Genomic DNA, 13,007 nt, shown 5'->3' on the forward strand with positions numbered 1-13,007 from the left:
GTCTGGCGGCGCAAGAATGCGTATGATTGATCTTCGGACGCCCGGCTCAGCGCGAAAGCTTCAAAATGAAGTTTTCGGCCTCGATTACGCTGGCGGTGACCGCTGCCATGCAAGCGGCGTCACTGGCACTGCTTTCGAGCGCTCCGGCAGCATCCGCCACTCGGAAAGCGCCGACGGCGCTGGCGGCGCCCTTCAGCTTATGCGATGCGGCCTCCACGCGCTTGGGATCGCCACTGCCGAACTCCTGCAGACAGGAGCGTGCCTGCCTTGCGAACATCTGCAGCACCTCGACTTCCAGCGCCTTGTCGCCCATCGTCTGCTTTCCGAGGTGAACAAGATCGATCGCCCGCTCCCGCGAGGGAGCCGCGCCCCGTGCGTTGTCCGGAGATTCAAATGCGATGTTCAAAGCGGCCATGTGCCAATGCTCCCGTCTTTTATCTGTGACTGTTTTAGGAACCCGCCGCATAGTTGCGGCCCGGACATGGCCATCCAGTTAAATTTTGGCACATTCAGGGCTGAAAACTCCAGACATGGTTAACGTGCGTTAAACATCCTCAAAAACTTGGGTTTTCACAGCATTGAACAGCCAAACAGGGTTAATCGTCCCTTAATGATCCACTGGCTTTAAGGTGGAATTAATTGTCATAACTGGGGGAATGTGTCACTACGATACTGGTAAATTGGGTAGATGGCACATGCCTTTGCCCCGGAAGTGGATGATGGTAATGTTTTCATAACATCCGTTTGAAAAACCAGTTATCCACTCTGAATGTAATGGGAAATCCAAACTCGGTGCTGACCGAAGGCGGAAGACCCCACGGGAGGCAGGGTTCGTTTTTTCCGGACGCGGCGGAATTACCGGAAAAGACACGGCAAGCCCGAGTGAGTTGTAACGAGGCGTAACCGCATGGCGAACAAAAAGTACATCGAGTCGGTCGAGGACAAGGCCTTTCAGGCGTTGGACGAAGCTTTGCAGATCGATTTCAGTGACGAGAGCTTGGAGTCTCGCAGCGGCACTACGCCCGATATCCCGGAGCAAAATGTGTCTGAGCCGCCCAAACAGCCGATAAAGCAGACCAGGGATGATGCAGCCCGCAAGAATGGCGGCGCGCGCAGCACTGCGGCCCCTGCCGCCCCTCCTCGCCCAGCCGAGGCACCGAGGAACCCGAACCTCGCTGCCGCCAATGACGGCAACCGGGCAAGTTCCGCCAGCATATTGAGAGCGCTTGATGGAGCCTCCCAGAGCCATGCGGTGAGAAATGCCACGATCTTCTCCCTGTTCTGGATCATCGGCGGGGCCGGCCTCGCCTTCATGCTCTATGGCACCCAGATCCGAAATATCCATTCGATCGCGGATCTCGCAGACCTTCCCGGCGTGATCGCCTGCATCGTCGGCATTATCGTTCCGGTGCTGCTTTTCTATGCTTTCGGCATGATGATCTCGCGTGCGCATGAGATGCGCAATGCGGCTCGTTCCATGGCGGAAGTTGCCCTGCGTCTCGTCGAGCCGGAAACCATTGCTTCCGAGCGCATCATGACGGTCGGTCAGGCCGTTCGCCGCGAAGTCTCGGCAATGAACGAAGGCATCGAGCGCACCATTGCACGCGCGACAGAGCTCGAAACCCTCGTCCATACCGAGGTCAACGCGTTGGAGCGCAGCTACGCCGACAACGAATTACGCGTGCGCGGCCTCGTCCACGAGCTCGGCGCAGAACGCGACGCCATCGTCAATCACGCCGAGCGTATCCGCTCATCGATTTCGGGCGTGCACGATCAGATCAAGGAAGACCTATCGCTGGCGACCGAAGAAATCGCCGTGCGCCTCTCCACATCAGGCGAAGCTTTCGCATCGATGATCGACACGCGCGCAGCCGCGTTAATGGAGAAGTCGGATTCCGCGGTCCAAGCCCTTGGCACCCTGCTTTCCGCCAAGACCGACAGCCTGCTGCAGAACCTCAACGCCTCGGGCCTCGCTCTCAGCCACGAATTCGATTCCCGTCTGGAATCCCTGTCGTCGACCCTTGCCGAACGCGGCAAGGAGTTGCTCGGCCAGTTCGAAACCCGCGCTTCGACGCTCGATGCAAACACCGAAAAGCTGAACTCCGCATTGAACGAACGTGCACGCCAGCTCAACGAAACGCTGGTTGCCCGCACGAAGGAAATCAGCGAAAGCCTCAGCGGCGGCGAGCGGTCCATCACGGGCACGCTGGACAATGTTCTGTCCCGCCTCAACACGGCACTCGACGAAAAAGGCGCGAGCTTCCGTCAAAGCCTGCAGTCGACGGCCGATGACGCCATCATGGATATCGATCTGCGCTCTGGCTTCTTCGAAGAGCGCTTCCAGTCGACGATCGCGCAGCTTTCGACGACCTTCGACGAACGCGTATCGGAATTCACCTCGGCCTTCGACAAGCGCGCCGGCTCCCTGGACACCAAGCTCTCGGAAAGCCTTGCCCGCATCAATCAGTCGCTCGGCAGCAATTCGGATGCGCTGGAAGGCATCTTGACTTCCAGCATCGAGCGCCTGGGTTCGCATCTCACCGACCAGTCCTTCGCTCTGGCAACGACGCTGGCAACCGGCCAGGAAGTATTGGAAAGCGCGATCGGCTCCAAGGCGAACGAGATCACCTCCGCGCTGCAGAACGCCACGACAGGTATTTCCTCCGCCCTGACCTCGGGCACGAGCGAACTCAACACCACGCTCGCCTCGCATGCCGGCGCCTTCACATCCGCCGTGCAGGGTGTCACGCGCGATGTCTCCGCCGCGCTGCAAAGCGGTACGGAAGAACTCACCTCGGCCTTCACCGGCCGCGCCAACGATATCAACAACACCCTCTCTGCCCGCACCAACGAGATCACGCAGGCTTTGAGTTCCGCCCACGAGCGGGTCGATGCCGTCATGGCCACCCGCAGCAACGCCTTGTTCGGCGCGCTGGCCGATAACCAGTCCCGTTTCGAGCAGACGCTTGCCGAGCGTTCGGAAGCGATTGCCAGCGCCGTCAGCGGTTCCCACGAACATCTGACCGCCGCCCTGGACGAGCGCACCTCGATGCTGGCCATTTCGCTTGCCGAAAGCCAGCTGCGCCTCGAAAACACGCTTGCGAGCCGCGCCGATGCGATCACCGGCGCAATGGCCGATACCCACAACAAACTGGCCGACACGCTCGACGACAAGACGATGGCGCTTGCCATCGCGCTTTCCGAAGGCCAATCGCGTCTGGAGGACACGGTTTCCGGCCATGCGGAACGTGTTGCCGGCACGCTGGATGCCAAGACCAATGAACTTGCGCGCGCGCTGGCCGAGGGCCAGGCTCGGCTCGAAAGCACCGTCTCGGGTCACTCCGAAAGCGTCACGAATGCCCTCGACGACCGGACGATGGCACTCGCCATCGCGCTTTCAGAGAGCCAGGCACGGCTGGAGGAAACCGTTGCCGGTCATGCTGACCGCGTCGCTGACACGTTCGAAGGCAAGACCAGTGCCCTCGCCGCCGCCCTGACCTCCGGCCAGGCTCGTCTTGAAGAAACCCTCGCGAACCGCGCCGAAGCCATCATCAAGGCATTTGCAGGCAATCATAATGCCTTGGCCGAAGCGCTGGACGACAGAACCATGGCGCTCGCCATCGCGCTCAGTGAAAGCCAATCCCGCCTGGAAAGCACTATAGCCGGTCACGCGGAAAGCGTCGGCAGCACGCTCGACGACAAGACGATGGCGCTGGCCATCGCATTGTCGGAAGCCCAGGCCCGCCTTGAAGATACCGTCTCCGGCCATGCCGACCGCGTTGCCGACACGCTCGAAGGCAAGACACGGGCGCTCGCCGATGCGCTGACCTCGGGGCAGTCGCGTCTCGAAGCGACGCTTGCCAATCGCGCCGAGGCGATTACCAATGCGTTTACCAGCAACCATAACGCGCTGGCCGACGCACTGGACGATAAGGCGATGGCTCTCGCCATTTCGCTCTCTGATACCCAGTCGCGCCTTGAGGATGCGGTGTCCAGCCGTCTCGACGCCCTCTCGGAAACTGTCGCCGGCACTCACGACAAAATCGTCAACAGCCTCGACGACCGGACGACGGCGCTTGCCAGCGCTCTTTCTGAAGGCCACGCGAAGCTCGAAGACACTCTTTCCAACAGCGCCAAGGCCATTGCCCATACCGTCACCAGCGGCCACGAGGCATTGACCAACACGCTCGACGACAAAAGCATGGCCTTCGCAATTTCGCTTGCAGAAAACCAGAACCGCTTCGAAAGCGCCCTGGAGGAACGCGCCAACGCACTCCTCAACAGCGTCTCCGATGCAGAGTCCCGCGTTGCCGGTGCCTTTGGCGACAAGGCAGATGCCATCCGCGCTGCCTATAGCGAAAACCAGGAACGCCTCGACCGCTCGCTCGCCGCTCATACGGGCGCCCTCTCCGAAATGCTCGGCGCCAACAGCGATCGCGTCGAAACCGTTCTCGGCACCACGGCACGTCAGCTGGAGAACACGCTCGGCGCCGGTCTGTCGCAGATGGATCAGAACCTAGCCTCGGCCTATGAGCGTATGCGTTCCACGCTGGACGACCGCAGCAATGCGATCAATCTTGCCCTGCGTGACGCCCATGCTCAGATCGACAACACGCTGATGGAACAGACGACCGCCATCGGCACCTCGATCGCCACCAGCGCGAGCATGCTGGAAATGTCGCTTGAAGACCGTGAGGCTTCACTGCGCCAGACCATCGACGCCAGCGCAAGGGCGCTGGAAGAGCGCCTGAACAGCGGTGCGGGCGACATCGCCGGCCGTATCCAGCAGGCCGCCGGCGACATCGCGCGCTCGGCCGAAACCTTCTCGTCCAACCTCAACCAGTCGATCGACGGCATGACGGACCGCTTTGCCGAAACCGGCTCGCGGGTCGAGGCGAGCCTGTCTGCTCTCGAAAATCGCATCCACGAAGGCGTCACAGGCGTTGCCGCCCAGGTCGATGCCGCCGGCAACCGCCTCTCCGATACGCTGGCGAGCGGCGCGGCAAAGATCGACGACAGCGGCAGCCAGGCAGCTGCGCGTATCGAAGAGCGCCTTTCGACAATGGATCGGGCCCTCAATCTCGGCCTCGAAGCCGTCAACCGCACGATCGAGGGCAAGGCCGCCAATCTTGCGACGACGCTGCGCACGGCCGTTGCCGATGCCGCGCAGGGCATGGACACGGAAGCGACCCGCACGGCCGAATTGCTCGCCAATACCGGCCAGCAATTCGCTGAAAACCTCGGCAGCCACAGCGATGCCTTCGCGCGCGCCATGACCGAACGTTCCGATGACCTCGTCAACCGTGTCTCGGAAACGCAGAACCGACTGGCAAGCCAGGCTGCGGCCGTCGCCCAGACCTTCTCGGAGGCGGGCAATGCGATCGTCAACAAGGTCGCCGAAGCCGAAGGCCTCGTCAGCAACCAGGTGAATACGATCTCGCAGGCGCTCTCCTCGGCGGAACAGTCGCTGGAAGCCCGCGGCGCGGCCATTCGCAACACGCTTGCCGGCGGCAGCGAGCAGATCGCCGCCACCATGGCACAGGTCGAGCGCACGCTCGATGAGCGCAGCACGGCGATCCGCAGTTCGCTGGAGGAACGCGCCCGCGAGATCGACTCGACCCTTGCCGATGTCGACAAGGCCCTGGAAGCCCGTGGCTCCTCCATCCGCACTTCGCTCGACGAGCGCACCCGCGAGCTGAATTCGATGCTGGCTGGACGCTCCACCGAGCTCTCGCGCCTGATCGACGAAAAGGCTCGCCCGATCGTCGATCGCTATGCCGCAACGGGTCAGGAGGCGGCCGCTCTCATCACGGCGGCAGCTCAGGAAAGCACGGAGCGTCTGCGCGCCGAAAACGCCGCGCTGATCAACGCGATTTCGTCGCGCACCGAACATGCCGTCAACACCGTCAGCGCGCTCGAAAACAACCTGCTTGCGAGCGTCAACGGCATCATCGCCCGTCTGGCGGACAACAACTCCGCAATTGCCGGACTGCTGTCCAATGCCGCGAGCGAATTCGCAAGCGTCGATGACCGCCTCATGGCGACCTCGTCACGCTTCGCCGAATCCGCCGCGAAAGCCGGCGAGATGGTCTCGGCCTCCAGCCGCCTCCTCGAAGGCAAGGTCGACAAGCTGTCCGAGATCACCGGCCAGACCCTGTCGCAGGTCGGCAGCATCGTTGGTCGTTTCGACGATCATTCCAAGGTGCTGACACAAGCATCCCAACTCCTGGGCGCCGCCCAGTCAAACCTCGTATCGACACTGGAAGAGCGCGAAACGGCGCTGCAGAACCTGGCTGTCGGCCTCGTTCAGCGCTCGGAAGAGATCGAGAACACCATGCGCGCCCTCGGCTCGATGGTGGAAACGGCTTTCGACCGTGCGGAGCAGCGGTCGAACCAGGTGACCGGCAATCTTCGCCAGAGCGTACAGTCTTCCTTCGCCGATATCGGTCGCGTTCTCTCCGACGCCGAGAAGCGCGCCGAAGATGCGGCGGAAAACATGCGCACTGCGTTGCAGAAGGCTGGCGAGGAAGCCAACCAGGCTGTCGAGAACACATTCGCCAATGCCGAGCGCCGCTCCAGCGATCTCACCAATCGGCTGCGTGGCGGCCTCACGGCTTCGCTGTCAGAGGTCGAGCAGATGCTCGCCGATGCCGGCAAGACTTCCGATACGGCTGCCCAGCAGCTGCGCGAAACGCTGCGTGTCGCGGTCGATGACGCGATCGGTCGTTTCGCCGGTGCAACGGATGAAATCCGCCGCTCGGCCGGCGATATCCGCCGCGAGCTCGACCTCACCCGCAGCGAACTGAAGCGCGGTGCCTTCGACCTTCCGGAAGAGGCCAAGGAGAGCGCTGCAGCCATGCGTCGCGCCGTCGCGGAGCAGATCAAGGCCCTGCAGGACATCTCGCAGATCGTCGGCCGCTCGACGCAGCAGCTGGAGATTTCCGAGCCGACTGCTCGCGCGCTGGCGGAAGCACAGCCTGCCCCGCGGCTGCAGCCCGCCGCATCTGCTCCGGCGGCCGCAGCCCCACGGCCGCAACAACCGGCGCCACAGCCGCCGGTCGCCCAACAGCCGGTTCAGCGCCCGGCACCGCAGCCGCAGCAGCCTCCGATCGAATCCCTCGGCCTGCGTGGATCGCTCGCCGCCGAACGCCCGGCAGCACAGCCGCAGCGTCCGGCCGAACCAGCAGCTCCCCCCCGCCAGGAAGCGGCCGGCGGCGGCTGGATCAGCGATCTGCTGCGTGGCGCGTCACGCGATGAAAATGCTGGTCTGCAGCCGGCCCGCCAGCCGGCGCCGAAAACCCCGGCGGAACAGGCTCCTGCTCCTGCCGCACGCAACCCGCGCCATGTCGTGGAATCGCTGAACTCGCTTTCCGTCGATATCGCCCGCGCCATCGATCATGATGCATCGGTCGATCTGTGGCGCCGTTACCAGCGCGGCGAACGCGACGTGTTCACCCGCCGCCTCTATACGCTCAAGGGCCAGCAGACCTTCGACGAGATCAAACGCAAATACGACCGCGAGCCGGAATTCCGCACCGCGGTCGATCGCTACATCGCCGATTTCGAAAAGCTGCTCGCCGACGTCGCGCGCACCGATCGCGATCGCACCGTCACGCAGTCCTATCTCACCTCGGATACCGGCAAGGTCTACACCATGCTGGCCCATGCGGCAGGCCGCCTGAACTGAGATTGAGAAGAGAGACTACCCGATCCCCGGCAGAGATGTCGGGGATTTTTGTTTCAGGCTGCTTTAGGCTTTAGGCACGAAAAAGGCGGCTCTCGAGCACCCTTGATTTGCTTGCAGTAGCTCCATCCGGCTTACCGGGCCTCATGCACCTGCGAGATCAAACCGCTGGTAATACCGACCAGGAGGAAGTTGTTCTTGAGACGAATCCAATGATAGCCGCGCGGAGGCGTGGACAGCTGGAAGGCGCGATAGTCGATCTCCGTTGCGCGGCGGCGGTCGGAGGCCGAGAGCCGACGCCCCTTGACCCAGCCGCCCTTGCGGATCACGACCTTCTTCTTCACCACGTCCTTCTGGACGACGGCCTGCTTGCCGGCGGATGCAGGCTTGACTTGCGCAATCGCGGCCAGCGGCGTCCCCACGACCGACGCCGCGAGAAACACAGCGAAGATTTTTCTCATTGGTTGTTTCCTCATTTCAGAATCTGCACGCGAACTTACCGTGACAGACATGAAACGCATCTGACAGTCGAATTACAATTCCGTAATCGGGAAGAAGACAGCAGGCAGGCTTTGCATGGCATTGCCGTAGGTCTTTGACCTCTCACAGCTCATCATAGTTGAACCAGTCGAAATCCGCTGTCTTTGTTCGGCCTGAGATGTCGAAGGCGAACATGCCGACGAAAGCACCGGTGAAGGAGCCATGCTCGCCGCGCCCGCCCTCGTCCGAAATGACGCCGGCATCGAGCACTGGCCCGATGGCTTGCCATGAGCCCATGCCTTCGGCTTGCCAGAAGAACTGCAGATCGTTGCCCTGCACTTCTATCGCAAGCTGGATCCGCCCATCCGGCACTGCGACGCCGCCCTCGATCGGGAAGCTTAGGCGGCCATTCGGATAGTCTCCCGGGCACGTCATGATGGTGACGCAGCGGCCGAGTTTTTCATGCAAGGTCACCGCAATGGCATGCAGCTTGAAGCGATTGTAGTAGTGCGTCAGGCCCGCCACCTGCTGATAGGTATCGGGCTGGAAATCGACGACGGTTTCAGCGCGGAAACTGTGATGTTCCTGACGGCGGGCGACGAGCGCTTGCTCGAACCAGGAACCGATGCTTTCCCGGGCAAACAGCCGCAAATGCCCAGGGCGGTCCGTTACGCTGAAGATGCGTTCAGGCTGCGGTGTGCGCAGCCACTGAAAATCCGTCGGCAGGCTCGCCTCATCGAAATTGTAACCGCTGCGGCGCGGCTTTTCGACCGGCACGGCACCGTTCAAGCCGATGACATCGACATCGGGAACAGTAGTGCCGTTTTCGAGATAGAGCCAGCCGTCGTCTTTCCAGGCGCATTTCTGCAGAGCCGTCTCCCGGCCGAGCGTACAGCGGCGATGCGGCGGCAGAGGCCGCCCGCAAAGATGCGTATGATAGAACTGTCCGTCATGCGTCTCGACATATTGTCCGTGGCCCGTACGTTGCAGCGCCGCCTCCGGATGATCCTTGGAGGTAATCAGGTACTTGTTCGGATGTAGTTCGTAAGGGCCGGCTATATCCCGGGATCTGGCCATGGTCACGGCATGATCGTAACCAGTGCCGCCTTCGGCCGTGGTCAGATAGTACCAGCCATTACGCTTGAAGAGATGCGGCCCTTCGACCAATCCCAGCTCCGTGCCGGCAAAGATGTTCCTGATCGGCCCTTTCAACGATTTCGTCGCTGGATCCCATTCCTGCAGCAGGATACCGTCGAAAGCCGGCGTTTTCGGCGAGCCGCCATAGCTCTCGGTGCGGTGGTTCCATTGCATGTTGACGAACCACTTGCGGCCGTCATCGTCATGAAACAAAGACGGGTCGAAACCGGAGGAATTAACATAGGCAGGCTCGGACCATTCGCCTTCAATGGTCGACGAGGTCACGATGTAATTATGAGCGTCCTTGAAGTTGCCGTCATAACGCTTGACGTCGGTATAGACGAGCCAGAACAACCCATCCGCATAAGAGAGGCAGGGTGCCCAGATGCCGCAGCTGTCGGGTTCGCCGCGCATGTCGAGCTGAGACGCGCGCTCCAGCGGCCGCCTGACGAGCGTCCAGTTCACCAGATCGCGTGAATGATGGATCTGCACGCCAGGATACCATTCGAAGGTCGAGGTGGCGATATAATAGTCCTCGCCGACGCGGCAAATGGACGGGTCGGGATTGAACCCCGGCAGGATCGGATTGCGGATCATGAAACTCTCTCCTCCGGAGACCACGGCAGCGGCAAAGTGAAGAAAAACGCCCGGAACCGGTTTCCGGGCGTTTTGGGTCGGTCAATCGCGTTCAGCCGACTTGGCCCATAGATTGATGTCGGCCTCTTTGGCATAGACATCGATCTGCTTCAGCTCTTCGTCCGTGAAGTCGAGATTGTCGAGCGCCTTGACGCAATCGACGATCTGCGACGCACGGCTGGCGCCGATCAGGGCGGAGGTGACGCGGCCGCCGCGCAGAACCCAGGCGATCGCCATCTGCGCCAGCGTCTGGCCGCGCTTTTCGGCGATTTCGTTGAGCTTTCTGATATTGTCGATGATCGACGGCCGGATGAAGTCGCGCTTCAGGAAGTGGTTCTGCGCTGCGCGGCTGTCTTCCGGAATGCCGCCGAGATACTTGGTCGAGAGCATGCCCTGCGCCAGCGGAGAGAAGACGATCGAACCGATGCCGAGATCTTCGAGCGTATCGACCAGACCGTCATCCTCGATCCAGCGGTTGAGCATGGAATAGCTCGGCTGATGGATCAGGCATGGCGTGCCGAGTTCCCTAAGGATGGCGGCAGCCTCGCGCGTACGCTGCGAGTTGTAGGAGGAAATGCCGACATAGAGCGCCCTGCCCGAGCGGACGATATGGTCGAGCGCGCCGCAGGTTTCCTCGAGCGGTGTGTCCGGATCGAAGCGGTGGGAATAGAAGATATCGACATAGTCGAGGCCCATGCGCTTCAGGCTCTGGTCGCAGGAGGCGATCAGGTATTTGCGGCTGCCCCATTCACCATAGGGACCCGGCCACATGTCGTATCCGGCCTTGGAGGAGATGATCAGCTCATCGCGCAGCCCGGCAAAATCAGTGCGCAGGATCTCGCCGAACGCGGTCTCGGCGCTGCCGGGAGGCGGCCCGTAATTGTTGGCGAGGTCGAAATGAGTGATGCCGAGATCGAAGGCCGTGCGGCACATGTCGACCTTGCGGTCATGCGGCGTATCACCGCCGAAATTGTGCCAGAGCCCCAGCGAGACCGCCGGCAGCTTCAGACCGGAACGGCCGGTCCTGTTGTATTTCATTTTTGAATAACGATCGGATGCCGGTTGCCAGGCCATAATGGAATTCCTTCGAGATGAAAAAGCGCGCAGGTTGGTTACCCGCGCGCAAACTAGCTCTTCCTGCGCCTACTTCAAGAGCGCCTGAGCCTCTTCGATGCCGAGGGCTGCCGGCTGCGTGCAGGTCGTCGTCAGATCGATAAAACGTCCCTCCTCGCCCGACCTCAGGATCGATGTCATGACGTCGACACCATGCAGGGTGCGGTCGAGCGAGCAACGGGCATCGCGTCCGTCGATCAGCGAGGCCGCCATGTCCGCAAGACCCGCCGTGCGATAGTTGGCGCGTGAGCCGTTCGGGCTTTCCTGATTGACGATGCCGAAGGGATGCGCCCAGTTTTCCAGCGGCTTGATGTCCTTGTCGCGGCCGCTCGCCTCGACGGTGCCACCGAAAAAGTTCGGATCGGGCACGTAGAGCGAGCCCTCGGTGCCGTAGAGCTCCATATTGGCGTGGCGGTGCGACCACACATCCCAACTCGCCGTCAGCGTTATCCGGGCGCCGCTGACGAATTCGAGCAGCGCCTGGATCGTCGTCGGGGTCTTCACCGGGATGATCTCGCCGTGGCGCGGCTGGCTGGTGATGGTGCGGGTCGGCGACGCCATGGAGGTCATCGCGCCAACACGCTTCACCGGTCCGATCAGGTTGATGAGGTTGGCGACGTAATACGGGCCGAGGTCGAGGATCGGGCCGCCGCCGGGCAGGAAGAAGAAATCCGGATTCGGATGCCACATTTCCATACCCGGGCTCATCACGTGGCACGAGCCGGAGGTGACGCGCCCGATGCCGCCATCATCGATAAATTTACGGGCGAGCTGATGCGCGCCGCCAAGGAAGGTATCGGGAGCGCAGCCGACGGCCAGCCCCTTTTCCTTGGCGATGCGGCGCAGCTCCTCGCCCTGCTCCAGCGTCAGCACCAGCGGCTTTTCGGAGTAGACGTGCTTGCCGGCTTCAAGGATGCGTTTGGAAACCGGGAAATGCGCATCCGGGATGGTCAGGTTGACGATGACGTCGAGCTCGTCATTGGCGAGCAGTTCATCGATGGTCTGGGCCTTGACCTTATATTCCGCGGCACGCGCACGCGCCGCATCCATGTTGATATCCGCGCAGGCCAGCACCTTCAGGCCCTTGAAGAGCGGTGCGAGCGAGAAATAGGTGGTTGAAATGTTGCCGCATCCGATGATGCCGACGCCAAGTTCCTTAGCCATGTAGAAGTGCCTCAAAAGCTCTTGAAGGATGCGATGGAGCGCGTGATCAGACGATCGACATCGCTCGGATTGTCATGTTCGACGACGAAATGCTTGGCCTTGGTGCCGGCGAGCGCCTTGAGCAGCTTTGCCCACGGGACCGTGCCGTGCCCGACATCGGCCCAGCCGTCTTCATTCTTGTTCTCGCCAGCCGGCGCGATGTCCTTGACGTGAACGGCCGTGATGCGCGGACCGAGTTTTTCGATCCAGGCAAAGGGATCGCCGCCGCCACGAATGACCCAGGCGATATCGGCTTCCCAGGAAATATCCGGAGCGCCTTCGAATATCTGTTCAATCGGCAACGAGCCATCGGCCTGCTTGACGAATTCGAAGTCATGGTTGTGCCAGCCGAACTCGAAGCCCGCATCCTTGTAGGGCTTGCTCATTTCATGCAGCCGCTTGCCGAAGGCGAGCCAGCCGGCAGCGTCGGTCGGACGCTGGTCGGCAGCAATGTGCGGCGCATAGATCGAATCCATGCCCAAGGTCTTGGCGATGGTGAGCGACTTCTGCACATCGCCATCGAGGAAGTCCGGGCTGAAGTGGCCGCTCGCCATCCGCAGGCCGTTCTTGTCGAGTTCGGCGCGCAGGTTCCTGAGGCCGGTCTCGTCGAGATCGGCATAGATGCCGCCGAAGCCTTCGACTTCGGCGTAGCCGGCTTTGCCCAGCTTTACGAAGATCTCCGAATAAGGTTGGAAATTGCGGGCGCTGTAGAGCTGAAATCCGAGTTTCGTCATCAATAGTCCTCCAATGGCCA

The 13,007-nt window shown here is 61.6% G+C and carries 7 protein-coding genes; 1 reads left to right on the forward strand and 6 read right to left on the reverse strand.

All coding sequences use genetic code 11. The features are described 5' to 3' along the window. Nucleotides 1-46: 46 nt before the first annotated feature. Nucleotides 47-415, reverse strand: a complete 369-nt coding sequence (locus C7U61_RS10555; protein ID WP_106998044.1) for an Hpt domain-containing protein — start codon at nucleotides 413-415, stop codon at nucleotides 47-49. Between the two features lie 492 nt (nucleotides 416-907). On the opposite strand from C7U61_RS10555, the gene C7U61_RS10560 reads away from it, so the two are divergent. Further along, nucleotides 908-7,687, forward strand: a complete 6,780-nt coding sequence (locus tag C7U61_RS10560) for a hypothetical protein (RefSeq protein ID WP_106998045.1) — start codon at nucleotides 908-910, stop codon at nucleotides 7,685-7,687. 131 nt (nucleotides 7,688-7,818) lie between these two features. Here the strand turns inward: C7U61_RS10560 and C7U61_RS10565 are convergent, their stop codons facing one another. The 5 genes from C7U61_RS10565 to C7U61_RS10585 form a co-directional block, all read right to left on the reverse strand. Then, nucleotides 7,819-8,145 carry an RcnB family protein gene (locus C7U61_RS10565; protein ID WP_106998046.1) on the reverse strand — a complete coding sequence of 109 codons (327 nt, stop codon included), beginning with the start codon at nucleotides 8,143-8,145 and terminating at the stop codon, nucleotides 7,819-7,821. A gap of 142 nt (nucleotides 8,146-8,287) precedes the next feature. After that, the gene (locus tag C7U61_RS10570) at nucleotides 8,288-9,898 is read right to left on the reverse strand and encodes a glycoside hydrolase family 43 protein (RefSeq protein ID WP_106998047.1); all 1,611 of its coding nucleotides are present in this window, start codon (nucleotides 9,896-9,898) and stop codon (nucleotides 8,288-8,290) included. A gap of 81 nt (nucleotides 9,899-9,979) precedes the next feature. Continuing rightward, nucleotides 9,980-11,011, reverse strand: coding sequence for an L-glyceraldehyde 3-phosphate reductase (gene mgrA, locus C7U61_RS10575; protein WP_106998048.1), 1,032 nt, complete (start codon nucleotides 11,009-11,011; stop codon nucleotides 9,980-9,982). Nucleotides 11,012-11,080: 69 nt separating this feature from the next. Continuing rightward, entirely contained in the window at nucleotides 11,081-12,214 is a 1,134-nt protein-coding gene (locus C7U61_RS10580) for a Gfo/Idh/MocA family oxidoreductase (protein ID WP_106998049.1), read from the reverse strand. Nucleotides 12,215-12,225: 11 nt separating this feature from the next. Next, a complete protein-coding gene (locus C7U61_RS10585) occupies nucleotides 12,226-12,987 on the reverse strand; it encodes a sugar phosphate isomerase/epimerase (protein WP_106998050.1) in 762 nt (253 codons plus the stop codon). Between the last annotated feature and the right edge of the window lie 20 nt (nucleotides 12,988-13,007).

Source organism: Rhizobium sp. JAB6 (genome assembly GCF_003024605.1).
In the GTDB taxonomy this organism is placed as follows: Bacteria; Pseudomonadota; Alphaproteobacteria; order Rhizobiales; family Rhizobiaceae; genus Rhizobium.

What these genes read in the sequence shown, in the direction of transcription:
- C7U61_RS10555 (WP_106998044.1), bottom strand. Translation starts at nt 415, where the DNA reads ATGGCCGCTTTGAACATCGCATTTGAATCTCCGGACAACGCACGGGGC.
- C7U61_RS10560 (WP_106998045.1), top strand. Translation starts at nt 908, where the DNA reads ATGGCGAACAAAAAGTACATCGAGTCGGTCGAGGACAAGGCCTTTCAG.
- C7U61_RS10565 (WP_106998046.1), bottom strand. Translation starts at nt 8,145, where the DNA reads ATGAGAAAAATCTTCGCTGTGTTTCTCGCGGCGTCGGTCGTGGGGACG.
- C7U61_RS10570 (WP_106998047.1), bottom strand. Translation starts at nt 9,898, where the DNA reads ATGATCCGCAATCCGATCCTGCCGGGGTTCAATCCCGACCCGTCCATT.
- mgrA (WP_106998048.1), bottom strand. Translation starts at nt 11,011, where the DNA reads ATGGCCTGGCAACCGGCATCCGATCGTTATTCAAAAATGAAATACAAC.
- C7U61_RS10580 (WP_106998049.1), bottom strand. Translation starts at nt 12,214, where the DNA reads ATGGCTAAGGAACTTGGCGTCGGCATCATCGGATGCGGCAACATTTCA.
- C7U61_RS10585 (WP_106998050.1), bottom strand. Translation starts at nt 12,987, where the DNA reads ATGACGAAACTCGGATTTCAGCTCTACAGCGCCCGCAATTTCCAACCT.